30 protein-coding genes and 3 pseudogenes are annotated in these 21,836 nt (G+C 53.7%); 9 read left to right on the plus strand and 24 right to left on the minus strand.

Annotated elements, in window-relative coordinates:
* Window positions 1-7 precede the first annotated feature (7 nt).
* From ACR3EP_RS11115 to ACR3EP_RS11125, 3 genes are all read right to left on the minus strand, one after another.
* The gene (locus ACR3EP_RS11115; RefSeq protein WP_480637812.1) at window positions 8-1,186 is read right to left on the minus strand and encodes a carbohydrate porin; all 1,179 of its coding nucleotides are present in this window, start codon (window positions 1,184-1,186) and stop codon (window positions 8-10) included.
* Window positions 1,183-1,887 (minus strand): DUF3299 domain-containing protein, encoded by a 705-nt coding sequence (locus ACR3EP_RS11120; protein WP_480637813.1) that lies wholly within the window; start codon window positions 1,885-1,887, stop codon window positions 1,183-1,185. Before ACR3EP_RS11120 ends, ACR3EP_RS11115 begins: the two co-directional genes overlap by 4 nt.
* A gap of 86 nt (window positions 1,888-1,973) precedes the next feature.
* A complete protein-coding gene (locus ACR3EP_RS11125; RefSeq protein ID WP_480637815.1) occupies window positions 1,974-3,371 on the minus strand; it encodes a metal-dependent hydrolase family protein in 1,398 nt (465 codons plus the stop codon).
* A 139-nt stretch (window positions 3,372-3,510) separates the two neighbouring features.
* Here ACR3EP_RS11125 and ACR3EP_RS11130 point away from each other — a divergent pair, with 139 nt between their 5' ends.
* Entirely contained in the window at window positions 3,511-4,311 is an 801-nt protein-coding gene (locus tag ACR3EP_RS11130) for an AraC family transcriptional regulator ligand-binding domain-containing protein (RefSeq protein WP_480637816.1), read from the plus strand.
* Entirely contained in the window at window positions 4,308-4,484 is a 177-nt protein-coding gene (locus tag ACR3EP_RS11135) for a helix-turn-helix domain-containing protein (protein WP_480637817.1), read from the plus strand. Before ACR3EP_RS11130 ends, ACR3EP_RS11135 begins: the two co-directional genes overlap by 4 nt.
* A 488-nt stretch (window positions 4,485-4,972) precedes the next feature.
* Here ACR3EP_RS11135 and ACR3EP_RS11140 read toward each other — a convergent pair whose 3' ends face one another.
* From ACR3EP_RS11140 to ACR3EP_RS11150, 3 genes and pseudogenes are all read right to left on the minus strand, one after another.
* Entirely contained in the window at window positions 4,973-5,170 is a 198-nt protein-coding gene (locus ACR3EP_RS11140; protein ID WP_480639018.1) for a 3-alpha domain-containing protein, read from the minus strand.
* Between the two features lie 60 nt (window positions 5,171-5,230).
* Window positions 5,231-5,670: pseudogene (locus tag ACR3EP_RS11145) on the minus strand (MOSC domain-containing protein); the annotation flags it as partial.
* Window positions 5,657-6,211: a MarR family winged helix-turn-helix transcriptional regulator gene (locus ACR3EP_RS11150; RefSeq protein ID WP_480637819.1), complete on the minus strand. Its 555-nt coding sequence runs from the start codon at window positions 6,209-6,211 to the stop codon at window positions 5,657-5,659. The pseudogene ACR3EP_RS11145 and the gene ACR3EP_RS11150, both read right to left, overlap by 14 nt.
* Before the next feature lie 86 nt (window positions 6,212-6,297).
* Between ACR3EP_RS11150 and ACR3EP_RS11155 the strand changes: the two genes are divergently transcribed.
* From ACR3EP_RS11155 to ACR3EP_RS11170, 4 genes are read left to right on the plus strand one after another with little or no spacing between them, the layout of a single operon-like run.
* Window positions 6,298-6,483, plus strand: coding sequence for a hypothetical protein (locus ACR3EP_RS11155; protein ID WP_480637820.1), 186 nt, complete (start codon window positions 6,298-6,300; stop codon window positions 6,481-6,483).
* Window positions 6,480-6,839, plus strand: coding sequence for a hypothetical protein (locus ACR3EP_RS11160; protein ID WP_480637821.1), 360 nt, complete (start codon window positions 6,480-6,482; stop codon window positions 6,837-6,839). Before ACR3EP_RS11155 ends, ACR3EP_RS11160 begins: the two co-directional genes overlap by 4 nt.
* 15 nt (window positions 6,840-6,854) lie before the next feature.
* The gene (locus ACR3EP_RS11165; RefSeq protein ID WP_480637823.1) at window positions 6,855-7,043 is read left to right on the plus strand and encodes a hypothetical protein; all 189 of its coding nucleotides are present in this window, start codon (window positions 6,855-6,857) and stop codon (window positions 7,041-7,043) included.
* Window positions 7,044-7,101: 58 nt separating this feature from the next.
* Window positions 7,102-7,623: a redoxin domain-containing protein gene (locus ACR3EP_RS11170; RefSeq protein ID WP_480637825.1), complete on the plus strand. Its 522-nt coding sequence runs from the start codon at window positions 7,102-7,104 to the stop codon at window positions 7,621-7,623.
* A gap of 168 nt (window positions 7,624-7,791) precedes the next feature.
* On the opposite strand, the pseudogene ACR3EP_RS11175 reads toward ACR3EP_RS11170, so the two are convergent.
* Window positions 7,792-9,248 (minus strand): annotated as a pseudogene (locus tag ACR3EP_RS11175) (catalase).
* Window positions 9,249-9,344: 96 nt separating this feature from the next.
* Here ACR3EP_RS11175 and ACR3EP_RS11180 point away from each other — a divergent pair.
* Window positions 9,345-9,587 (plus strand): LysR family transcriptional regulator, encoded by a 243-nt coding sequence (locus ACR3EP_RS11180; protein ID WP_480637826.1) that lies wholly within the window; start codon window positions 9,345-9,347, stop codon window positions 9,585-9,587.
* Between the two features lie 97 nt (window positions 9,588-9,684).
* Window positions 9,685-10,287 carry a hydrogen peroxide-inducible genes activator gene (locus ACR3EP_RS11185; protein WP_480637828.1) on the plus strand — a complete coding sequence of 201 codons (603 nt, stop codon included), beginning with the start codon at window positions 9,685-9,687 and terminating at the stop codon, window positions 10,285-10,287.
* 1,025 nt (window positions 10,288-11,312) lie between these two features.
* Here ACR3EP_RS11185 and ACR3EP_RS11190 read toward each other — a convergent pair.
* The 8 genes from ACR3EP_RS11190 to ACR3EP_RS11225 form a co-directional block, all read right to left on the minus strand.
* Window positions 11,313-12,128: a formate/nitrite transporter family protein gene (locus ACR3EP_RS11190; RefSeq protein WP_480637830.1), complete on the minus strand. Its 816-nt coding sequence runs from the start codon at window positions 12,126-12,128 to the stop codon at window positions 11,313-11,315.
* Window positions 12,129-12,428: 300 nt separating this feature from the next.
* The gene (locus ACR3EP_RS11195) at window positions 12,429-12,692 is read right to left on the minus strand and encodes a hypothetical protein (RefSeq protein ID WP_480637831.1); all 264 of its coding nucleotides are present in this window, start codon (window positions 12,690-12,692) and stop codon (window positions 12,429-12,431) included.
* Window positions 12,689-13,225: an SCO family protein gene (locus tag ACR3EP_RS11200; protein WP_480637833.1), complete on the minus strand. Its 537-nt coding sequence runs from the start codon at window positions 13,223-13,225 to the stop codon at window positions 12,689-12,691. The genes ACR3EP_RS11195 and ACR3EP_RS11200 overlap by 4 nt, the downstream gene beginning before the upstream one ends.
* A gap of 60 nt (window positions 13,226-13,285) precedes the next feature.
* Window positions 13,286-13,489, minus strand: a complete 204-nt coding sequence (locus tag ACR3EP_RS11205) for a hypothetical protein (RefSeq protein ID WP_480637835.1) — start codon at window positions 13,487-13,489, stop codon at window positions 13,286-13,288.
* Between the two features lie 22 nt (window positions 13,490-13,511).
* A complete protein-coding gene (locus ACR3EP_RS11210) occupies window positions 13,512-14,141 on the minus strand; it encodes a cbb3-type cytochrome c oxidase subunit I (RefSeq protein ID WP_480637836.1) in 630 nt (209 codons plus the stop codon).
* A gap of 36 nt (window positions 14,142-14,177) precedes the next feature.
* Window positions 14,178-14,438 carry a hypothetical protein gene (locus ACR3EP_RS11215; protein ID WP_480637838.1) on the minus strand — a complete coding sequence of 87 codons (261 nt, stop codon included), beginning with the start codon at window positions 14,436-14,438 and terminating at the stop codon, window positions 14,178-14,180.
* Window positions 14,439-14,467: 29 nt separating this feature from the next.
* A complete protein-coding gene (locus tag ACR3EP_RS11220; protein ID WP_480637840.1) occupies window positions 14,468-14,740 on the minus strand; it encodes a hypothetical protein in 273 nt (90 codons plus the stop codon).
* The gene (locus ACR3EP_RS11225; RefSeq protein ID WP_480637841.1) at window positions 14,741-15,250 is read right to left on the minus strand and encodes a cupredoxin domain-containing protein; all 510 of its coding nucleotides are present in this window, start codon (window positions 15,248-15,250) and stop codon (window positions 14,741-14,743) included.
* 175 nt (window positions 15,251-15,425) lie between these two features.
* Here ACR3EP_RS11225 and ACR3EP_RS11230 point away from each other — a divergent pair, with 175 nt between their 5' ends.
* Window positions 15,426-15,629: an RrF2 family transcriptional regulator gene (locus tag ACR3EP_RS11230; RefSeq protein WP_480637843.1), complete on the plus strand. Its 204-nt coding sequence runs from the start codon at window positions 15,426-15,428 to the stop codon at window positions 15,627-15,629.
* A 220-nt stretch (window positions 15,630-15,849) separates the two neighbouring features.
* Here the strand turns inward: ACR3EP_RS11230 and ACR3EP_RS11235 are convergent, their stop codons facing one another.
* The 9 genes and pseudogenes from ACR3EP_RS11235 to ACR3EP_RS11275 form a co-directional block, all read right to left on the minus strand.
* Window positions 15,850-15,975 carry a hypothetical protein gene (locus ACR3EP_RS11235; protein WP_264187355.1) on the minus strand — a complete coding sequence of 42 codons (126 nt, stop codon included), beginning with the start codon at window positions 15,973-15,975 and terminating at the stop codon, window positions 15,850-15,852.
* A 25-nt stretch (window positions 15,976-16,000) separates the two neighbouring features.
* Window positions 16,001-16,870: a cytochrome-c oxidase, cbb3-type subunit III gene (gene ccoP, locus ACR3EP_RS11240; RefSeq protein ID WP_480637844.1), complete on the minus strand. Its 870-nt coding sequence runs from the start codon at window positions 16,868-16,870 to the stop codon at window positions 16,001-16,003.
* On the minus strand, window positions 16,861-16,992 hold the full coding sequence (locus ACR3EP_RS11245) for a cbb3-type cytochrome oxidase subunit 3 (protein ID WP_480637846.1): 132 nt from the start codon (window positions 16,990-16,992) through the stop codon (window positions 16,861-16,863). The genes ccoP and ACR3EP_RS11245 overlap by 10 nt, the downstream gene beginning before the upstream one ends.
* Window positions 16,993-17,023: 31 nt before the next feature.
* Window positions 17,024-17,707, minus strand: coding sequence for a cytochrome-c oxidase, cbb3-type subunit II (gene ccoO, locus ACR3EP_RS11250; protein ID WP_480637847.1), 684 nt, complete (start codon window positions 17,705-17,707; stop codon window positions 17,024-17,026).
* A gap of 53 nt (window positions 17,708-17,760) precedes the next feature.
* Window positions 17,761-19,377 (minus strand): annotated as a pseudogene (gene ccoN / locus ACR3EP_RS11255) (cytochrome-c oxidase, cbb3-type subunit I).
* Between the two features lie 54 nt (window positions 19,378-19,431).
* Window positions 19,432-19,656 (minus strand): TehB-like domain-containing protein, encoded by a 225-nt coding sequence (locus tag ACR3EP_RS11260; RefSeq protein ID WP_480637849.1) that lies wholly within the window; start codon window positions 19,654-19,656, stop codon window positions 19,432-19,434.
* Window positions 19,653-20,339 (minus strand): DUF2189 domain-containing protein, encoded by a 687-nt coding sequence (locus ACR3EP_RS11265; protein WP_480637851.1) that lies wholly within the window; start codon window positions 20,337-20,339, stop codon window positions 19,653-19,655. The genes ACR3EP_RS11260 and ACR3EP_RS11265 overlap by 4 nt, the downstream gene beginning before the upstream one ends.
* 52 nt (window positions 20,340-20,391) lie before the next feature.
* On the minus strand, window positions 20,392-20,673 hold the full coding sequence (locus tag ACR3EP_RS11270) for a hypothetical protein (protein ID WP_480637853.1): 282 nt from the start codon (window positions 20,671-20,673) through the stop codon (window positions 20,392-20,394).
* Between the two features lie 530 nt (window positions 20,674-21,203).
* Window positions 21,204-21,800, minus strand: a complete 597-nt coding sequence (locus ACR3EP_RS11275) for a catalase (protein WP_480637854.1) — start codon at window positions 21,798-21,800, stop codon at window positions 21,204-21,206.
* Window positions 21,801-21,836: the final 36 nt, after the last annotated feature.

Here is a 21,836-nt window from a genome sequence, read left to right on the forward strand (position 1 = left end):
AACCGCCTCAGAAGACGATCCGGGTTCTTAGACCGAACAGCGTAATGCTATCCTGAGTGGGGTTCAGCAGCGGGTCAGAAATGAACTGTAGTGATGGCGTGATCTGCAGTCCGGGCGAGATTGAAAACCGGTAGAATGCCTCGAGCGTGAACTGGTCACCGTCTATGCCTCTTGCCTCGGCCCAATTCAGGCCCAGCCCGGCCAAATCGGTGTTGCGACCATAGTAGCCCAGACCTGCTGAGACGGACCGGTCATAAAGCGCTGCGGTACCCTTTGAGGCCCCAGCCCGAAAGAACGGCATCCACTTATTGTCAACAAACCATGCGGCAGAGAACGCAGCGCCGTAATCTTCCGCTCGACTGCCATCGTCAGCCGCATCCGCATGCCAGAGGGTCAAATGGATGTTGTCGAAGTAGATGCGATCAAAGCCGGAGGTGTAACCAAATTCGAGTGATTTGAAGAGATTGCCGTCGCTAAACACATCAAAGTTTGGATCAGACGGGTCGGCGTTTGCGTCTGAGACGCTGGCAACAGCGTAGAAGTTTTCGCTCAGCTTTACCCCACCGGCAATGCCAAGGCCTTGATTGGGTGTGTTAATAGTCGGATTGGTATTGAAAGACAGGTTTTGGAAACCACTGTAGGGGCTGACCAACCCATAGATATCCACAAAGTCCGTTACATCAATCTGGCCAACTTGCAGCGTCCACGAACCGTTCTCGGCCCTTTGAGTCCAGAACAGATTGGTCAGCAGCAGACCATTATCGTTGAAGGCTGTTCCCGTGATTGAAAGGGCTCCGCCATCCAGCCCCAAAAACTGTGGGGCAACATCGGTGTAGCTGTGCCGATCTTCGATCTTGAATGTCAGAGAGCCGCGTTCAGTTGCCTGCCAACTACCGTAGAAACGCGCAATTCCGCTGGCCGCTTCGCCGGTTCCCAGATCAGCATTTGTGGATTGGCCCAGTGCCAAGTAATCAATGTTGAAGCGAATCCCACCCACAGCCAGTCGGTCTTTCCATTGAAACCAACCCGGTGCGATATTGCGCGGAAAATCGGAACGATATTGTGGGTCGGTTAGCCCATCTCCGGGCTCTAGATCAGCTTCGACCGAAGATGGCCCGGATAGTCCCTGAGCCGACGCTGCGCCAGCGAAGGCAATGCTCAATGCGGCAACCAGAAGTCTTATCATTCAGACGCCTTTGCCCCGCCGGTCTTGCGATTGCCTGCCGCGCGGATGCGATCAGCGGCACGCTGCTTCCATTCCAGCCTATCTGCCTTGGTTTCCAGAGTTTCGACACTTTCTGCTTCCAACTGGAAAGTCGCGCTCATGGGCATCTGGCCATCCACAACCATCATATTCTGAACAGACGGATCGATCGTTAGCGTGCCTGTCAGCCGAACGGGTTCATGGAAATAGCTGGGTGCCCAGTCCCCGTTCAACCGCACACGGATCATCTGGTTGGGCGGAGGTGGAGGCATGTGACTGCACATCCCTCGTTCTGGCACCAAGTATGCGACAGGCCGACCGTCTGGATCATTCGGAGCAGGAATGGCAAAGCCCGCCAGTGTGATTGTCTGACCATCGAATTGTGGATTTCCGTTCGTTCCAGCCTTTCTTCGACGTTCCATCACAACTTCGCGCTGATCGAGCAGCCAGTCGACATCAATTCCATCAGTTGCCAAGGCATCCTCAGTCTCGGTCAAAAGCATTTGCCACTTCTGACGCTCTTCTTCGCTGCCGCCATCCTGCTGCAGCCTGCCGCGCAGTCGTACGACGTAGAGGACATCGTCGAATTGTTCGGGGCTGAGATCTCGATAGGGGTCTTCAAAGACCTGCGCGGACGGGTCAGGTAGGTCAGACCAGTCCAACGCGGTTCCTGGCGTCGCCATGACAGGATGACCACACCAAACCAACCCTGCAAATACTAAGGAGCGAAACCAATGGTGCATAAATTCTCTCCGGCTGTTTAGGCAGGTCAATCCAGTGTGTTTTTGTAGATGACGCCGTCCTTCATGATCAGGCGAATCGTATCTGGGCTTTCAGGCCTCGGATCGGCACCGAACCACTGATTACCCGTGCCAACAACCGAGAAGTCTTCAAGCGGGTTGCCGTCAATGAGCAGAATGTCTGCATAGGCTCCTTCCTCAATCACGCCCAATTTGCCTTCGGGATAGGGGTTCATAAACGACCCGGACAAAGCAGCGATTTCACCGCCAGTAGATGTCATTGCGACCAAAGAGGCGTGGGAACCAAAGAACTCATTATTGAGATGCTTTTCATAGGCAATTTGAATGTTGCAGGCTGCCACAGAACCTACGCAATCCGTATGAAACCCTCTTTTAGCTGGGCACTCATTCATGTTTTTTATGTAGTCGCCAAAAGCCTGCGTAGCGGACTGTGCCTTTCGTAAGCTGGCTGGGACATCTCGAATGGCAGGAATATCAAAGAGATTTGGATCAAATGCTGTGAGATTGGTTGTGATGTAGGCTCCTTTCTCTTCCATCAGCGCTGATATTTCACAATCAAACATGAACCCGTGTTCAATTGATCGCACACCAGCATTCAGTGCCGCCATGATCGTTTCCTTGCGGTAGGAATGGGCCATGACGTAGCTTTCGTATTCGTTTGCAACCTGCACGGCCGCTTCTAATTCTGCCGTCGATCCAGCCAACAACTGCCACGGGTCAAACGCTGAAACTACACCGCCTGATTGCATGTACTTCAGTTGTGTTGCTCCCATCCGGAAGTTGTTGCGAGCAAACTTGTACATTTCGGAGACACTGTCGACTTCTTGGGCCATATTCAGACGGCTGAAGTTTGAAGACTGGCCAACAGGCGCCGTAAAGTTAGCGAAATCAGCATGGCCACCACGTGTACTTAGAAAAGCAGCCGCAGGGTAGAAACGCGGCCCGGCAATGGTCCCGCTGTCGATTGCGCGACGAAGACCTCCATTAGCGCCACCTGCATCTCTTACAGTGGTAAAGCCTTGCATTAAGTACATCTCAGCCATTTGAGTGCCGTGAATCGCGAGGTCTTCCCAAGTGCTGTTGGCTTCCATTGCGGGCAACGTGGGTCCGGGCAGCATCAGGTGTGCATGATTTTCAATAAAGCCGGGGGTCAGTGTCCTCCCGTCTCCGTCAATAACCGTAGCATTAGGGGCGTCAATCGCTTCAGTTGATACAGTCGTAATCAGGTTGCCCTCGACCAATACGCTGGCATTCTCGATACGCTGTTCATTCACGCCATCGAAGATATGCACGTTAGTAAACAGCGTCTGGAGCTCTTCTTGATCCTGAGCCTGCGCGGACGCTGAAAAACAAAGTCCTGCAGCGACAATTGCCGTCGAGCAAAGCGACATTCGTAGACCGGACATAAGCACTCCCTTCATATTCATGTTTTGCCAACTGTAGCCCGGAAATCTTTGCCTAGGTTGCCAGTTTCGCATTAGGATGTTCGAATGTGACTGCAAAAATGGCCACATTGTAAATCTAGTCCAAACGGGGGTGACGAGCTTGCCTTTCAACTCCACCTCTCAAGAGCATAGCGAAGGCTTTATTCGCCTCTCCTTAGCTGCTCCGTTCCTGCAATATCTCACCGAACGTAAGATCAATCCGCAACCAGCACTGGATCAGGTCGGCTTGAAAGCCGAACTGTTGTCTGACCCATCCGTGTTCGTTCACTCTGAGTTGGTCTATGGATTGCTGAATTCCTTCTCAGAAGTGTCAGGGGATCGATATCTTGGCCTGAATGTCGGAGAGACGTTTGACTTGCATCAGTGGCCTCCATTCGCTCAGGCCCTCCAATCGACCGAGACGCTGTTCGAGTTCTTTACCCGTTTCGTCGGACTTGTACCGCAGGAGTCCAATTCTGTGCGGCACAGCCTTGTCGTTGAAGCGGACAAAGCGACTTATCGTATCGAGAGGCAACAAGAGCCTACTGTCCCACCCATTCAGGTGACCGGATTTGGTGCGGCAATCTATGTACGCCTATTTCAGACCGTCGTCGGAGATGCCTGGGATTCTTCCCGTGTACGATGGGAAAGCAGATACATCAACGGTCTGCCTATCAACTACAAAGGGATCGAGGTTGGCCTTGGGACCGATCCCGGAATGCAAATTAGTTTTCCTGTGGAATGGTTGTTTTTGCACCATGTCTCTGAGGGCCCTGCCAAGCCCATCGCCTCACAGCGACAAGATGAAGAAGTAACAGTGGTAGCCGCTTTGCGATCTGTATTACGCGACAAACTGGATGAAACCGATTTGGGGCCGGAGGCGATGGCGGGACTACTGGGAATACAGCCGGAACGGTTTTGAAAGCGCTTCAGCGGCAAGGCACAACGCTCCCACGCGAAGTCAAACGGCTGCGTGTCGATGTCGCCAAGGAGCACCTCAAAGAAGGCCAGATGACAATTGCGGAGATTGGTTTGATGCTCGGTTATTCCGACAAGTCCCACTTCACTCGCTTTTTCGAGGCCAGACCGGAATGACACCGACTGCTTTCCGGAAAAAGTAGCGGCTCTGATTTTCCGAAAGGGAAGTCAGATCAAACCAAACTGTCTGCGGGAGTATGAAATGGAGGCGGCGTGTTAGTTGATAACGCAAAGGTCAAATTCAACTGATGTCCAACGTTGGGGGCGCCTTCTGATGTCGAACGTTCACCTAGTTTCTGGTCCAACTGTGACGGTTGGGTCAGGTTCGTGTGACGTTCAACAGGAAATGTGGAACGTCACTGATATTTGACTCAATCGACTGTCAAAACCTCAACAAATGGGCAAATCACGTCATTCAATTCTGACCCAAACGTCAAGCATTTCTGGCCCAAAGCGGTTAATGGCATTTCATCGGTGCTGGAGTTGATGTCTCATTTTTTACCTGCCCCACCCAGCGACTGACAAACGGGGATTTGACTGTCATGGAATTGAGAAGGTTAGTAAGATCAAGGAAATTACGTCGCGACAGAACCGCGTTGGGTGTCTTACGCTGAGCCTCCAAGCCTTGCCGATGTATCCTCCTTGGCATTGCCTTCAGCCATTCGGCGGAAAGCTTTTCGCCAACCCTCAGCAAGTTCTTCCATCTGAGACAAAGCCTCGGCATCTTCCGGCAGAATGCGACGAGTCAACCGTGCGCGTGTAACAGCCAAAACAGACCAATTGGGATTTGGCCTTTCAGACAAGGTGATCCGATCACCGGCGCCAACTTCGCCAGGTTCGAGTACACGATAGTACCATCCGGTTCGGCCCGTCTTCTGAAACTGGTACGGCATTTCCTTGCGCCCGGTATGTAGTCCAAGTTTCCAGCACGGCTGCCGCCCTGGCTAATTTGAACTACAGCCGTCCCGAGTGACAGGATGTCCCCGATGCAGAGGTTTTCCTCGGTCAGCCCCGTTGTTGAAATGTTCTCACCAAACGCCGCTGGTATTGTGCCGGGTGCCATTAGGCCCTCTGCTTGCCAGGCTGAATAGTGATCAAGTGCATAATGATGGATGGCTTTGTCTTTACCACCGTGTACGGTCAAATCCGCCTGCGCATCGCCTGCAAAACCGAGCGAGGTAACAACCTGCCGGCCGTCCACCCGATCTTTCTGAATGGCCGAAGACGGTTTGCCTTCCCAGCGATCTCTGATGGTTCCAAGGAAAATGCCGTCGATGTTTGCCGACAGTTCAGGATGGTTCATCTGGCTTCCTCGTGCTCAATGCAGATCTTGTCTTTTCGCCGGGCTCCAATGAAACACCCAACAATTTGCAAAAACCGTTTTCCGTCGTGACATCATGATGGGCGCAGGATTTGCATTGTCCGAAGGATCGGCCTCCATTTACGGCCAAAGCCAGACTGAGGCCTTGCATCAGACCCTGCTCAAGCATGGCTTGGTTTTCTAAGGGCATATCTCCAATTGCCTGAGCAACAGGATTTGGCTGACGTACGATCTCGGCCCCTTCTTTTGTGAGTTCGTAGGATATCGACCGCTGATCGTGTTCTTTGCGGTGCTCTTCTACATAGCCTTTGCGTGCCAAAGCCTTGAGCGTCTGTGACATCGTTCCACGGGTTGTACCGATGTACTCTGCGACATGCGACGGCGAGCGCGAGAACATGTTCGCCTCAGCGAGGTACTCGAGCGCCATCCTCTGAGTCGGGTTCAGATCTCCCGCCCATCCTTCGGAAGCATCAATTCGGGCCAGACGGTTGATCAGTGTGCGTATGCGATGATCTGTGTTCATAACACTTTTAGTAGCGACTCGAAATTATAGTTGCAATGTATTTCTCATTATAGTAGCGACTCGCTATCTTTTAATTGGAGGCACCCATGAAACTTTCAACGCTCACTTCTACTTTGGCTCTGCTCATCGGCAGCACAGCTCTTGCTGATGGGAACCATGCCATTCATCAGGATGGCGCGATCATATCTTCTGCTGACGCCAGTAAAGTCGCGGATTTTGACATTCTGCCGCGCACGCGCACCGCAATGGAAACACGGTCACTTTTCACATGACCACGAATGGATCGGCTGGTGCCTCGGTTCCGGCGGCAACTGGAGAGGTCGGTGGTTCAGACGTCTGGTCATATGTCTGGCCTACGTCTTTGGACCCTTCGGCCGTTGGGTTCGAAGGCGGCACAGGCATCCTTGCAATGGCCGCAACCAGTCATCCAGATTTTGATGACACACCGCTCTTTGACGAGAACGGTGACGGAGATCCGGCCAACGACGGCATCGAATGGCACAGCCATTGGGTTGTGTTGACCCCGACCGAAGCGTGCGGACCCGACGCGCTTGCGGTGCGTGACATCCCGAAGGTTCCACACCCAAGCTACCTGCGACATGGCCTGGTTTCCAATCCTTCTGGATAGCCCTGGTTTACGCCTTTGTTTGACGGCCCTGAAATCTCGGTGAACGCAGGCTTCGCCAGCGACGTCGAACTGGAAGGTGTCGCTTACGATGGCGTCACTTCGGCCTTGCGTGTGAACGCTAATATCCATGCTCCCTTGCTGTGCGTCACAGATGTCTTCGACGTCGCATCCGGTGATCTGAGCCTGCCGGGCAAGATTCACTAACATTCGATTGCGCAGCCGCCGAACCCACGGCGGCTGCCTGCTACTGAGGACAAAGAAAATGCAAGCACCAGAGTTAGACGTCACGGAATGGTTCAACACAGACACGCCCCTAACCCTAGAAAACCTAAAAGGACGGGTTGTCGTCATTGAGGCCTTTCAAATGTTGTGCCCAGGATGTGTCCTGCACGGTATTCCCCTGGCGCAGTCGATTCAGAGGACGTTTCCTGAAGAGAAGGTAGCCGTAATTGGCCTGCACACCGTGTTCGAGCATCACAACGCTATGACACCGGTGTCTTTGCAAGCTTTCCTGCATGAATATCGCATCACGTTCCCTGTCGGCGTGGACAAACAGGGCGCAGGACCGTTGCCAAACACGATGTCTCGCTTTGGCATGCGCGGCACACCAAGCCTTGTCCTATTAGATCAGGCGGGGCAGATCGTTGCGCATCACCTTGGTCAGGTTTCGGAACTTCAATTGGGGTCCGAGATTGGCAGTCTTCTGACACAGGAGGTCGTGTCGACCAAAGGCGGCACCGTCACTGTTGATCAAAGCGAATGCAAACCAGTAGCTGCAATGTGATCGGGCCAAGGTGCCCACATATGGAAATCGTTTTTCCAAGCGCCATCGCCAAACCGTAGTTTTGTCTTACACGGCGACGAAAAGCCCAAAAACACCAAACGGTGCTCGCTACCCAACAACCCACAGCGTCAGGCAAGTCCCAAAAGATCGGGGACTTGCCAATTGTTTTTATGCCAGGTCTACACACTCGATGCTCAAACCAAGCGCGCTTGCCACCGGCACCATAACCAGGATCGGCCTTGAGACAGTTCGATATGTGGCGGATCTGAATTTCCTTCCTTGCAGCGCCAATCGCGCGGGCAGTGTTTGCGAACAACACTTTTGCTGCTCCGGCGTCATCAGGCGGAACAAATCACCGGGTTGCGAGAAATAGTCATCATCCTCGCGGTGGTTCCAATGATCCGCAGCACCTTCGATGGACAAAGGTGGTTCGGAGAAATCCGGTTGCTCGGACCATTCGCCATGCATATTGGGTTCATAGCCAATCCGAGATCCGGCATTGCCATCGACCCTCATCGCTCCATCACGATGGTAGGAATGATACGGGCAACGCGGCGCATTCACCGGGATCTGGGAATGGTTGACACCCAACCGATACCGCTGAGTGTCGCCATAGGAAAACAGACGTCCTTGCAGCATTTTGTCCGGCGAAAAGCTGATACCAGGTACAATTGTAGAAGGCGCAAAGGCCGCCTGTTCCACTTCGGCAAAGTAGTTCTCGGGGTTGCGGTTCAATTCCAGCTCGCCAACCTCAATCAGCGGATAGTCCCCATGCGGCCAAACCTTGGTCAGATCAAATGGGTTGAGGTGGTATGTACCCGCATCCTTCTCTGGCATGACTTGGACGTAGAGCGTCCATTTGGGAAAATCACCGTCTTCGATAGCATCATAAAGATCACGCTGATGGCTTTCACGGTCACCAGAGATGATTTGCGCAGCTTCTTCGTCGGTAAGGTTTTGATCCCCTGCTGGGTTTTGAAATGGAATTTGACCCAGAACCGTTCGCTGTCCGAATTGATAAAGCTGAATGTGTGGCTGCCAAAGCCGTGCATGTGCCGGTAGGTTGCGGGAATGCCGCGATCAGACATAACAATCGTCACCTGAAGCAAAGCTTCGGGAAGGCTGGTCCAGAAGTCCCAGTTGTTATCCGCACTACGCATGTTGGTCCGCGGATCGCGTTTGACCGCGTGGTTAAGATCGGGAAACTTCAGCGGGTCGCGAAGAAAAAACACTGGAGTGTTATTGCCCACCAGATCCCAGTTTCCTTCCTCGGTGTAAAACTTGACTGCAAAGCCGCGAATGTCCCGTTCCGCGTCCGCCGCACCGCGTTCTCCTGCAACGGTCGAAAAGCGCAGGAAGAGATCCGTCTTCTTGCCAGCATCAGAGAACAATTTGGCGCGTGTATAGCGTGTGATGTCGTGGGTCACTGTGAATGTACCGTAAGCGCCAGACCCTTTGGCATGCATCCGGCGTTCGGGGATCACTTCGCGATCAAAATGAGCCATCTTCTCGAGAAACCAGACATCCTGAAGCAGCGCAGGGCCACGCGGCCCCGCCGTCAGAGTGTTTTGGTTGTCGGGCACTGGCGCGCCAAATGCGGTGGTCAGTTTCGGTTTGCTGGTCATGCCAATCTCCTGAGTTGGTATTGGCAGGACAAAACCGAAAACCGCCAAATTACTCCAACTTATATAAATTATCCGATCGATAATCAGAGGTGATGCATGGCAAGAAGAACCTCGGTTGCCGGTCTTTCACTCAGAGATCTTGAGTACATTCAAAGCATTGCCGAAGAAGGTCATTTTGGCCGAGCGGCTGATATCTGTGGGGTTTCACAACCTGCAATCAGCCAACAGGTATTGAAGCTAGAGGCCCGACTTGGATTTTCGATTTTCGAACGTCAGGGCAGGCATGTCTCTTTGACGCAAAATGGCCGGATAGTCCTGCAAAAGCAGAAATCCTTCTGACCGAGGCCCGTGAGCTGTTGGAATTGTCGCTGAGCCTGAGTGACAATCTGGAAGGTGATTTGAAGTTTGTGTACTTCCGACCCTTGGTCCTTACTTATTGCCGCTCATCCTCAAGTCACTCAAAGCCGCTTATCCCAAGTTAAGGCTGTCACTATTCGAAGAACCCACGCATGTTCTTGAAGAGATGCTCACCAATCGGGCGCTGGACACTGCGCTGATCGCAACTAACCCGAAACAACCTGCACTAAGTGCGCTTGAGCTGTTTCATGAACCATTTGTTTTTGCCTGTCCCAAGGATCTGGATCTCAAACCCAATGAAAAGGTTCGTTGGTCCAAGGTTTTGTCCTCACAGCTCGTTTTACTTTCTCAAGAACACTGTCTACGGGATCAGACCGTTGCGTTTTGCGACCGGATTGACCGACCAGGACAAAGAGTGGCCAGCAGTCTTGAGATGCTCCGGCAAATGGTCGCGCTGGGAGAGGGTTGCGCGCTTTTTCCGGCATTGTCTGTGAGTGGCCCCGACCGTTTCGGCGGCCTGGCAACAACACATCCCATTGCGGATGGGGTGTTTGGCCGTTCTATCAGGCTGGCATGGCGCGACAGTGACCCACGCACGGGATCGCTTGAACATTTCGGGACTTTCATTCAGACCCTTATGGCTGCCCCGGAAATGGCGCGGTATTTGAACGGAAAAGCTTAGAGCCTGACCAACCACGGAAAAGGCAATTTAGCGTTTCTTTGAGGGCAAGCGTGCAAGTCATCATCAAAGAAACGCCGTTGGTCTGTCACTGCAGGGATTCTAGATAGGCCAGCAGGTCTGAGATTTGCTCCGGCTTCTTTATTCCGGGAAAGGACATCTTCGTGCCCGGAGGTACTTTTTGGGAGACGCTAGGAACCCTGATAAGTGTTCTTCATCCCAAACAAATCCGGCTTCCCCCATCGCTGTTGAGTATTTGTAACCATCAACAGCGCCAACTTCTCGGCCCCAAACACCAAACATCGTTGGGCCCACTTTTTCTTACCTTCGTCAACTGCATGACATGCGGCACATTTTTTGAAAACTTTTCGCCTGCCGCCGCGTCGCCTTCTGCGGCAACGCTTTGAGCACCCGCCAGCGCTATTGTTACAGCCACAAGAATACCTCGCATGAGATCATCCCTTCCTTTGATTGCAGATAGTTGAGAGTTCAGGTTTGGACCGAAACTGCAGTCGGTCTTGCTTTTCGGAACAGGCTTCTCATTTCCCGAATGTCAGCCCAAAAAAGAAAACCGATCTTCAGAAATTCAGACGCGACGTAGAGCAGATGCAATGAACTGTCCTCGACTGGTTGACCCGCAATGATCAAAAGCGTCCGCGCGTTCAGCAAAGGAAGGAGCCAAAGCCTTTGAAATCCGAACACGCTGAGCGCGACAATTAATGACAACGACGGTTTCTGCCGGAACGACAGAAGAAGAACTGCAATTAGTAGCGTGCAAAACGCCTCGAATACGCCAATCCACAGGAATTGCATCCGCCCAACGTCCAAGGCGACCGGCAATGTCAATGACGGGGCTTGGAACTTGGCCGGAGCCGCGATCAAGTTACCGCCAACTGCGGCGCCCATCCAAACAGAGATAGTCGCAATCAGTGCAATGTGGGCGGCCTCAAAAGAGGCTCGGCATGGGACAGTCTGTTTTTGAGACAGAGATTTTGACAGGTTGTGTCACGCTCATGATCGCGCCCTCACTAGACAGGGTGTTTGGTTGACGCGTGTGCTGCGGCGCCCCTAACCGTGGGTTTAGAAGCCGCTCGCCAGTAGCCGTAGCCCATGATCCCGGCACCGGCGAATGCGTTGCCCAAGGTGACATACGTCAAATTGTGGGCGGCTCCGGCCAGGGTGATGCTGTCGGGGTGATCTGAGATCAGCGCCAGTGAAAACACGGTCATGTTCGCAACGCTGTGTTCAAACCCCGCAGCAATAAATGCATAAAGACACCAGAAGATGACGATGCATTTGGTAACGTCGTCTTTTGCGCGCGCCGAACACCACAAGGCAAGACAAACCAGCCAATTGCACAGGATCGCTTTGGCGAACAGCTCTAACTCGGTGTCGTGCATCTTCTTGATGGCCACCTTATAAAGCAAAGCCTCTTCGCCTGCCCCTAAGATAAGTCCACCACCGCCTGCGACGAACAGCAACGCCAGCAATATGGCCCCGATCAGATTTCCTGCCCAACTGACCAACCAGCAGCGCAGCGCATCCCACCAAGCAATACTTTTGGCCAGCAATCCGTGCGTCATGTACATGGTGTGACCAGTGAACAGCTCGGCCCCTGCAAAAACCACAAGGGTCAAGGCGATACCGAAGCTGGCCCCCATGACGATGGGACGGATGGATGGATCCGCGCCCTGCCCAACAGAAAGGATCAGCAAGATACCGGCACCAACAAACGCCCCGGCTTTTAAGGCGAGGATCAGAAAGGCAATTGGATCTGCACGCAGGTTGACGCCTTTCTCTTGCGCCAGTTCTGCGAACCCAATGACTGTGTCAGCATAGGTCATTTCGTATTACACTCCACAGCTTGCGCAGCCGGTCGCGTTAAACCTTTGGCCACTTGGATTTCCAAACAGGATCGGATAGCCCAGAGACAGGCCAAGCATGCAGCGAGGTAGAGAAAGGCCATGCCCAGATCCTTCTGAGCCGAGACCGGTAGGAGTTGCAAATCCTGACCGGCGCATGCGTATACAGAAAACCCAGCACACCCAGCATCGACAGCGCATTCGCCTTCAGAAACCCGCAAAGCACCGGGCCCAGCCAGGGCCAGGACAACCTCAGCGGTGCCCCCAACAGCAAAGGCAAGCTCAGATATTTGGCAATTTCCCTGTCGGCGTTAGCGCCCAATCAACGTTTCTAGGCAGCATCCAGAACAGAAATACGGTCAAGGCCACAAGTAGCAATGGAACAGCCCATTCACGCCGGACCTTCCTGTTCCAAGCCAACAACACCCCGGCCAGAACCAACAATGGCATCTGCACCAGGACATGCTGGATCGGACTTTCAACAACCGCATAGCGAAGTGCAACGGCCTCGGTAGAAGCCAGGAAGGCCAAGCCAAGCAACTTCATGAGCTGCGCTCCTCCAAATGGGTCAGAACAGCGTCGATCGCATCGGTGTCAAACACCGCCGAAAAGCGGCCCTCGCTGTCAATCACATGGATTGCGGCATTGTGCTGAAACCCGCCCCATTCATCGGGAATTACAGTCACATCAAAAAGCTTCAACAATGCCGGCAACTCTTCTGGCCTCGGCCGCGCGACGGTCCACATTTTTCCGTCTGCCTCATGGGCTTCCCCGTAAATCGTCATCTGCTCGGGCGTGTCTCGCTTAGGATCAAAACTGACCGAGATCATCCGGACGGGCTCTCCACGCTGTTCCAATTGATCTCGGATCTCGGCAAAGTCTGCGCCTGCAATCTGGCAGATGTCGCCGCACACGGTGTAGATGAACTCGACCAAAACCACCTCCTCCCCTTGCGGCAACAGGGGCATCAACTGACCTGACATGTCTTCCAGTTGCAGGGCTGGAACTGGACGCGGTGCGCACCACGTCCAATCTCCGAGCGGCTTCGCTGGTGAAAGCCTGCCCTCCATCTGTGGCATGCCAGAGAGTTCCCAAGCCGATGCTCGCGACCAGAACCGAGGGAAGAGCGCGCGCAATCATCAGCTGTCACTCCGCCCAAAACGCAGTACAAAGCGCAGAACAAAGAGCAATGTTCCCAACACGACCAGCACGCCGAACAAGGTGCCAATGCGGTCGTGGTTCAGCCATTCTTCGTAGTGCACTGCCCAGCGACGCGGGATCGAAGCCGCACCAGAGAAGAGAAACACCGTCACAAACCCAGCGGCGCCTGCGAGGTAGGTCAAAAAGCGACCCGGTCCAACCCGCTCATCTGGGCGATGGTTTTGCCTCGGACCAGCCAGGCCATGAACCCAAAGGCCATCGCCACTTCGCCCAGCAGCAGGTAGGTGTGGAAATGCCCAGGACCCACATTGTATTGTGCATCACTTTGTTCACACTGATCATCCCGTCGATTGACGCGGGGATTGAGCCGACCGACCAGCCTGCCACGGACAGAACCAGCAGTGAGGACGTCAGATCCCAGGTCATTTTCGAACCTCGCACATAGAGGAACGTAGAGAATGCTGTGACCGCGATGAGGGGAATGCCGCTGAAGTATGAGACCAGTTGCCCGACCACCAGCATCCAGGGTGGCATCACCACATCCTGAAGCAGATGGTGCCAGTAAACAGCCATCACGAAGATCAGAACTGCATTCCAGGCAATCGCAAACAGACGGTTCGATTTCCACGGTTTGCCGGTGTATTCCGGCAGGATTTCATACACCGCAGTGACGGCCATGTAGATTGAGGCATTGATGAAAACGTGGCCAAAGAAATAGATCAGGTTCTTGGCCAACAGCGCGTTTACTTCAAAACCCGGCACCAGCAGGTGGACAAGGCTCGCCACCAACACCGCGGCACCTAGGATTATCCCGATCGAATTGAAAATAGTCACGGCCGCCGCCGCGATGATTGTTGGCGGCGGAGGATTTTATCCTCTCGCCCTAGGATCAGGTTCCAGCCAGGGCGCGCAAAGGCTGCCATAACGGGCATGAATCTGACGACCGAGCTCCAGATAATACAGCAGAAAGCCAACGCCGATCGAAACATATCCAAGCATGAACGCAGCAGCCGCGCCGGCTTCCCACGCTCCGCCTGACATCGCGGGCAAGGGAAACAGGAATGTCCATGCGCCGCCATATCCGCCGATGAAGATCGAGCCTAAGATCAGGACGACGCCCAGCAGAAACAAAGCAAGGAAAGCCCAAAAGATTCCAGCCGTCAGAACGATATGACGCCCGCAAAATACCACATGATTGCGGCGCCAGACAGTGCAGCTGTACCAACCATTCCGGCGCCATGGGCCGTCAGCAACTGGTAAAACAAAGCCGGATCCACTTCGATCCATTGGCCCTGCGCAGCACGCATGATCAGACCAAAGACCATCATCAAGGCAAAGACCGCGCCTGAGAGGATCATGGTAAGCTTGACTGCCCCAGCCTGGGGTTCAGTGACGATTGATTTTTCCGCGACAAGTTCAGATACAGCGCTCATTTAGTCCTCCACCGCGACGACTTCGAATTCGTTGACCATGTCCTGATGCGCCACCCCGCAGAACTCCATGCACAGGACTTGGTAAGTGCCGGGTTCATCGAACGTGTAAGAAACTTCGGTTATGTAACCGGGGATCACTTGGACCTGCGTCAGAAGGCGGAGGTCTGAAGTGTAAATGCCCAATCCGTGGGTAACATCTTCGGTCGTGGCGCTAAAATTGATGGGCGTTCCAACAGGGATCTCAACTGTGTCGATATCCCACCACCACTGCCCGCTGGTGATGGAAACGGTGATGGCATCGTCTGTACTGGCCAAAGCGTGCGGCCATGGTCGCAATGAACCGACTGCCACGATTACTCCAACTATCGTCATTGCCCAGATCAAGCCCGCACGCTTCGAGTTGGCATTGGGTCCTGCTTCCGCCCCGTTCGAGGCGCGCGCGGCCTTCCAGAAGACAAGTGACAGCGCTGCCATCAGGATCAGCGAGATCAAAAGTACAACAGGCTGCATGAGCCATCTCCTTTATTAAGCATTTTAAATACCTATTATAAAGACCGGAAAGATGTCAACAAAATAGGCATTTTCAAAGCCTATTTTTTATGAGAGATATAACTATGCAAATTACCAAGTTTTCCGACTATGCCTGCGCATCCTGATCCACCTTGCCACCCACGAAGAGGGGTTGATGTCGACCCGCGAGATTGCGGCTATGCAAAACTTGCCCTTCAATCACCTGGCCAAGATCTCCCAGTGGCTCACACACGAGGGCTACGTAGAATCCGTTCGTGGACGCAACGGAGGAATGCGAATGGCCTTGCCTCCCAATGCGATCTCGATTGGCGGCCTGCTGCGAAAATCCGAACGCGGCACCCTTTGGTTGAGTGTATGAAAGAAGACGGCGGCTGTTGTGTGATGACGCCTGCCTGTGGGTTGCTGCCAATCCTGACTGAAGCTCAGGAGGCGTTTTTACTGCCTTAGACAGCAAGACATTGCAGGATGTTTTGGAAGGAAATCGCGGAATGAAAAACCTGATCCGAGCGCTAGAAGTTAGTCATGCGCTGGCTTCAGACCATTAATACGCAAATTGAAATCGTATAAAACCACGATTTTCATTTAGCTGCACCAGGCACGGCACCCTCAATCGCCTGCCCTTCCCAGGCCTCGAATGCCATCGACAGGTGCCATGCCTTGAACCCGATGTAGCCGGCCAACAGGACCATTATCATCAGATACATTGCCCTTCGGAATCGTGGATTCTCTTCAGCTTGGTACATCTTCTGCATTCCAGAGTAAGTACAGTGTCAGCATTCGGATCTGAGCGTCACTCAAACGTCCGTCCCACGCCGGCATCACCCCCCGTCGGCCAAAATGGATGCTGTGATAGATGGCGTCCCGGTCGCCCCCATAGATCCAACTTTCATCGCCCAAATCTGGCGCGCCGATCTCGTAGCCCCCGCGGCCGTCATCTCCGTGGCAGGCCGCGCAGTTTTCTTCAAAAACCAATTTACCGGCTTCGGCCGCCGTCGCATCATGCTGCTGTCCAGAGAGGAACAAGACAAATTCCGTGACTTCCTCAACCTGTTGATTTTCGATCATGCCATCCGCACCAAAGGCAAGCATCTGTGCGATCCGTGTATCGTCATGCTGCGCATTGATTCCATATCGAATGGTCGCCTCTATCTCTTCCGGCGTGCCTGACCATAGCCAATGACGGTCCACCAGGTCGGGAAAGCCAACCTGCCCTTTCAGATCATTCCGGTGACAAGCCGCACAGTTGTCGGCGTAAAGCTTGGAAATCGACGCGCCATATCGCGCCTCAAGCGTCGGATCGGCGGCCAGCTTCTCTATATCCCCGGACGCGAAAGGCGCGAATGTCATTTCTCGACTCGCATCCGCCTGTTGAAGTGCCGTCGCAACTTCTGCACGCGAGGAATAGCCGAGCATCCCCTTCGCGTAGTCACGCACACTCGGGAAAGATGGGTAAAACACCCAATACAGCGCTGCTATGATGATACTGATCCAAAGCGCCCATCGGGCAGCCCAAGGAACAGGTGTATCCAACTCTTTGATACCGTCCCATTCGTGGCCAGTCAGATCGGTGCCGGAAACGGGATCCTTTTTCATCGACATGGCTGATCCTCCCGGCTGTCGAGTGGGGATTGGGCGGCATCGTCGTAAACCTTCCGGCGCGAGGGCCAATAGGTCCAAACAGCTGCAGCTAAAAGACGGCCAGCAGGTAGATTGCGCCCCAAGTCTTGGAGAAAACGAGAACCGTATCATGTGTCATCGCTGAACCTCCTCAAGGTTTAACGAATCCAGATCGGCCAATGTGCCAAGAACCTGAAGATAGGCTACAAGGGCATCCATTTCCGTCAGCCTGCCCGGTTGCCCGTCATAATCCCGAACCTGAACGTTTTCACCGTAACTTGCCTGCAACTCTCCTTCAAAGTACTGCTCAGCATCCGCCTGCCATGCGGCGTCCTTTTCGGCGTTTTCGATCTGGGTGTCCGTATAGGGCACACCAGCCCGGCTGAGGGCTTTCAGCGAGGCAGGTAAATGTCCAGTCGCAAGACGCGTCTCGGACAAAAACGCATAACCCGGCATGATTGACCCCTCGACGAGGTCTCGCGGCGCTTCCAAATGCGCCACATGCCATGCGTCAGAGTATTTGCCACCAATGCGCGCCAAGTCCGGCCCTGTACGTTTCGAGCCCCATTGAAACGGATGGTCATACATGCTTTCGGCAGCCAGACTGTAATGTCCATAGCGTTCTATGTCCGACCGCAGGGTGCGGATCATCTGGCTATGGCAGGCATAGCACCCCTCGCGGACATAGATGTCACGCCCGGCAAGTTCCAGCGGCGTGTAGGGCCGCATACCTTCGACCTTTTCCACTGTGTTTTCGATCGTGAACAACGGCGCGATTTCGACAATTCCACCGATCGATGCAACCATCAGGATTGCCATTGCAAACCCAAGTGAATGGCGTTCGAGTTTTGGTGCTGAGTGCTCATTGGGACTTACTCCGCTGGCAGCTGGACCAATGGTCCGGCTTCCCGGGTTTGGGCCTTCTTCGGCCCACTTACAGTCATGTAAATATTGTATGCACCGATGCAGGCTCCGATCAGATACAACAGCCCCCAATCGCGCGGGCGACATAGTAGGGATGCATCGCGATCACACTGTCGAGGAAGGAATAGAGGAAAGCGCCGTCCGCATCATAGGTCTGCCACATCAGCGATTGCGTGATGCCGCTGTTCCACATCGCGCCGACGTAAATCAGCGTTCCGCTCAGGGCGAGCCAGAAGTGCCAGGCCTCCAGCCGCAAGGAATATACGCCGTCCCGCTTCCATATCCAGGGCACCAGTTTGTACAAGGCACCAAAGGTGATGAAGGCGACCCAACCCAAGGCGCCGGCATGAACGTGCCCAACCGTCCAGTCGGTATAGTGGCTTAGCGAGTTTACCGGGCGGATCGCCATGAACGAACCTTCAAATGTCGACAGCCCATAGAACAGAATTGCGACCATCATGAACCGGACCGCCGGGTCCGTCCGGACTTTATCCCAAGCCCCGTTGATCGTAAGGATGCCGTTGAACACAGAGGCCCAGCTGGGAACCAGCAAAATGATCGACATGGTCATACCAAGGTACTGAACCCAATCAGGCAGGGCTGTATAATGCAAGTGATGCGAACCGGCCCAAAGGTAGAGAAAAGTGATCCCCAGAACCCCACAATCGACATGCGGTATGAATAGATCGGCCGGTTCACAGCTTTAGGCAGGAAGTAATAGAGCATCCCGGGAACCCTGCCGTAAGCAGGAAACCAACCGCGTTATGCCCGTACCACCACTGCGTCATGGCATCCTGCGTCCCCGAAAAAGCGAGTAGCTTTTGGGGTAAGCGATGGAGACGGGGACCGAGAGGTTGTTCACCGTGTGCAGCATCGCGATGACGACGATGAATGCCAGATAGTACCAGTTGGCCACATAGATATGCGGCTCTGCCCGACGCGAAAGGGTCTTTAGGTAAAGCGCGAGGTACCCTACCCATACAACCAGCAACAAAAGATCCGCGTACCATTCCGGTTCCGCATATTCCTTGGATTGGGTAATCCCCAAGGGGTAGCCGGTCGCCGCAAGGACCATGAAAGGTTATAGCCCCAAAACACCATCCAAGGCAGCGATTCACTGGCCAGTCTTGCCCGCGAGGTGCGCTGCACCACGTAGAACGAAGTTGCGATTAGGGCATTGCCGCCAAATCCAAAAATGACCGCAGACGTGTGTACCGGACGCAACCGGCCAAAGTTCGACCAGAAAATATCCCCGTTCAATGCCGGAAAGGCCAGTTGCCAAGCTAGAATGTCTCCGACGGTAAAACCAACCAAGGCCCAAAATAGAGCAGCTATGACACCGAAACGCGTGACCTTGTCATTATACTCAAGCGGGATGTCCCGGATTTCTTCACTCATTCGGGTGATCATCCAGATCAACCCCAACCGGCGAAGATGGCGATCATCCAGCCATGCAGCACATAGGCGATAGGTACACCCCAACCAAGAATGGCCACTCCGCCGATCAGAACAATGGCAAGAGCACACAGGACCAAAACGTTTTCGACAGTATTGTTATTCAGCATCTGGCCGCTCCTGCCGGTGGAAACGCACTTCCAATGCGACCTCTCCCATGGGGTTCACAGAGTGAGTTTCCTGGGCGCAAAGACCGCCGTATCACCCGCAGCCAACACCAAGTCATCTTTGTTGTCTCGACGCAGCAAAAGCTGGCCAGATTGCACCGCCAATTGGCCCCAGACACCGGCTTTCGTGCTGTGATCCTTGCGCAATTTTTCTGGCAGAGTGTCGTGCGTGAATTGCGAAGTCGCATAGTGCACCACGCCTTCTGGAAGGGCTTCTGTCATTGTGCGTCTCCATGGAAAAGCTCTGCATAGGCATGCCAGGTTGAATATCCCAGCAAAGGGAAAACTACGGCCAGCCCTAGCAGGCCCGTTAAAATCCCCAACAAAGTCAGCGCGGTAATCGCACTGCCCCAATACAGGCAAAGACGAAAATTGTGAGTGGTGGCATTAAAACTCAGCCCCATGGCTGAGAAGCCATCAATCTTGCGGTCTACAAGCATCGGAAGCGAAAAGGCTGAGACAGCGAACCCCAACGATGCAAACAATCCGCCGATCAAAGATCCAGAGACTAATAAAGCCCAGCCGGACGGTGTGCTGATCATCAGCAGTAGAGTGTCAGCGAAGCCTGAGAACGGGCGCAGACCATAAACAATGGCGAACATGACTGTCGCGGCACGTATCCAAGTCAGGGCAAACACCATGAGGATCGCGCCGACCAGAGCAATCTGCCCCTTAGCGACGGCGGGTCCAGTGTCACCGCTGGCGATCGAATACAAACCAACGGTGGCAATGGGTCCAACAAGCACACCACCAGCCAAAAGTGGCAGCAGAACCCAACCTTGACCGCTAAACACAAGACCCGCGACACATGCCCATCCCAACAGAACAAGCGCAATGCCGTAACATATCGAATACTCAAGGTTCGCTCTAAAATCGCGCCATCCCGCTCGCAACCAACGTTTCACGACTTGGATTGGCGGCTCGGTAATGACCTGCGCTTTGAATATACCGATATGGTCATGACAACTCCGGCGGGGCACCCACCTCGCGACGAAAGTTCTCGATCCCAAAGGTCAAACCTTTACCGATCCGGTTGGTCAAATGAGTAAAAGCTTGAGCGGTATCTGGCTGCAGAACCTGATGTGCCGTTTCGCCAAACAGATCGAGCCACAAGGAAAATGCTCGGGAAGGATGTCTGAATTCGCCAGATGAGCCTGCATTGGATTTCCGGAATACCCGGGCTCCCTGAGGATCGCGCCGCGCCAGAACGAAGCGATCTTTTCTTCGTGCGCTTTCCAATCCTGAATGGCCTCATTGAACACGGGCCCCAATACAGGATGCACCTTATCTGCGCGTAAAACCGGCAAACCAATATCTCAATTTCCTCAGCGGAAATTTCAAACATCTGTGGTTTGGCAACCATCGCAGCTGTCATCAGAATCTACTCCATTTCGGGCTCCTTTCTGCCCCTTTAATAGGTATTGTCAATACCTATTAAAGGGGGACACTGGTACCACAGATATTCAACCCGCCTCTCAGACGGATCGTCTTGCCGCAGATTCCGCGTAAGCTCCACTTCGCAGGAAAAAACATCATCCAGGTGCCCTAACTCCTTCAGGCATCCGGGTTGGGTCGAACACCTTTTGGTGCTTTCAGAACGATCATCAGGTAGCTCAACCTGAATTGTCCCAAGATCAACCATGGTATGTGTCCCACTCCAAGGCACAGTCGGATCAGACACATTGTCAGCGGCGTTCGCGATCACCAACTTCAACGACCAACGGGCGGGACCATCGCAGAGCTTTTCCAGGAACCTGTCATGAAGGAAATCATCCGAGAGGGTTTCCATCTCTTCCTTGCTCAATGCCAAACGCCCACCCTCCGGCTCCAGCAGAATTCGGGCAGATTTCCCTTCCACTCCAATCAAACCGATAAGCATGACCAGAGTGGTATTGTTCAGACGAATAACAACGGCAGGGTGCAACAGACCTAAGATATTGTTGGTGTGGCACCGTGTTGGGGTTTGCCTCATTAAAGGCTTCTACCAACTTCGGATCCGGGGCACCGGTGTCCGGATCAGGAATACGAGCGGCAAGAAAAGCCCGGAATTGTGCAGCAGAGTTGGCAAAGAAAACCGGGTTCGAAATTAACGTCAGAACCCAAGAGTCTGATCCATTTCCGATCTCCAGCCCAATCCCGCGCACCGTAGGGCTTTTGTCACTGATGCCCGGTTTTCCACCCCCAACGGAGAAGCGCGCCGTAGCCTTGCATTCATTGTTCAACATCGGGATTTGAACTCTCGGCTCCTCCGCAGCAGGACAGAAACGCCCCTGTGCTGTAAACCCCTTTGCGTGTGACGCGCGATAGCCATTGTGACGGCCAAACGTTCCATTCAATGCGTCGATCAGCTTTACTGCCTGTGACATGACGCCCTCCTTGATCAGTTATCGAGCAGGCCGGAA

This window comes from Ruegeria sp. BB10, assembly GCF_056535725.1.

Coding starts and splice junctions, on each gene's coding strand:
- ACR3EP_RS11115 (WP_480637812.1), bottom strand. CDS start 1,186: ATGATAAGACTTCTGGTTGCCGCATTGAGCATTGCCTTCGCTGGCGCA.
- ACR3EP_RS11120 (WP_480637813.1), bottom strand. CDS start 1,887: ATGGCGACGCCAGGAACCGCGTTGGACTGGTCTGACCTACCTGACCCG.
- ACR3EP_RS11125 (WP_480637815.1), bottom strand. CDS start 3,371: ATGTCCGGTCTACGAATGTCGCTTTGCTCGACGGCAATTGTCGCTGCA.
- ACR3EP_RS11150 (WP_480637819.1), bottom strand. CDS start 6,211: ATGAACACAGATCATCGCATACGCACACTGATCAACCGTCTGGCCCGA.
- ACR3EP_RS11155 (WP_480637820.1), top strand. CDS start 6,298: ATGAAACTTTCAACGCTCACTTCTACTTTGGCTCTGCTCATCGGCAGC.
- ACR3EP_RS11160 (WP_480637821.1), top strand. CDS start 6,480: ATGACCACGAATGGATCGGCTGGTGCCTCGGTTCCGGCGGCAACTGGA.
- ACR3EP_RS11170 (WP_480637825.1), top strand. CDS start 7,102: ATGCAAGCACCAGAGTTAGACGTCACGGAATGGTTCAACACAGACACG.
- ACR3EP_RS11180 (WP_480637826.1), top strand. CDS start 9,345: ATGGCAAGAAGAACCTCGGTTGCCGGTCTTTCACTCAGAGATCTTGAG.
- ACR3EP_RS11190 (WP_480637830.1), bottom strand. CDS start 12,128: ATGACCTATGCTGACACAGTCATTGGGTTCGCAGAACTGGCGCAAGAG.
- ACR3EP_RS11195 (WP_480637831.1), bottom strand. CDS start 12,692: ATGAAGTTGCTTGGCTTGGCCTTCCTGGCTTCTACCGAGGCCGTTGCA.
- ACR3EP_RS11200 (WP_480637833.1), bottom strand. CDS start 13,225: ATGCCACAGATGGAGGGCAGGCTTTCACCAGCGAAGCCGCTCGGAGAT.
- ACR3EP_RS11220 (WP_480637840.1), bottom strand. CDS start 14,740: ATGAGCGCTGTATCTGAACTTGTCGCGGAAAAATCAATCGTCACTGAA.
- ACR3EP_RS11225 (WP_480637841.1), bottom strand. CDS start 15,250: ATGCAGCCTGTTGTACTTTTGATCTCGCTGATCCTGATGGCAGCGCTG.
- ACR3EP_RS11230 (WP_480637843.1), top strand. CDS start 15,426: ATGTCGACCCGCGAGATTGCGGCTATGCAAAACTTGCCCTTCAATCAC.
- ACR3EP_RS11235 (WP_264187355.1), bottom strand. CDS start 15,975: ATGTATCTGATGATAATGGTCCTGTTGGCCGGCTACATCGGGTTCAAG.
- ccoP (WP_480637844.1), bottom strand. CDS start 16,870: ATGTCGATGAAAAAGGATCCCGTTTCCGGCACCGATCTGACTGGCCAC.
- ccoO (WP_480637847.1), bottom strand. CDS start 17,707: ATGGCAATCCTGATGGTTGCATCGATCGGTGGAATTGTCGAAATCGCG.
- ACR3EP_RS11260 (WP_480637849.1), bottom strand. CDS start 19,656: ATGACAGAAGCCCTTCCAGAAGGCGTGGTGCACTATGCGACTTCGCAA.
- ACR3EP_RS11275 (WP_480637854.1), bottom strand. CDS start 21,800: ATGTCACAGGCAGTAAAGCTGATCGACGCATTGAATGGAACGTTTGGC.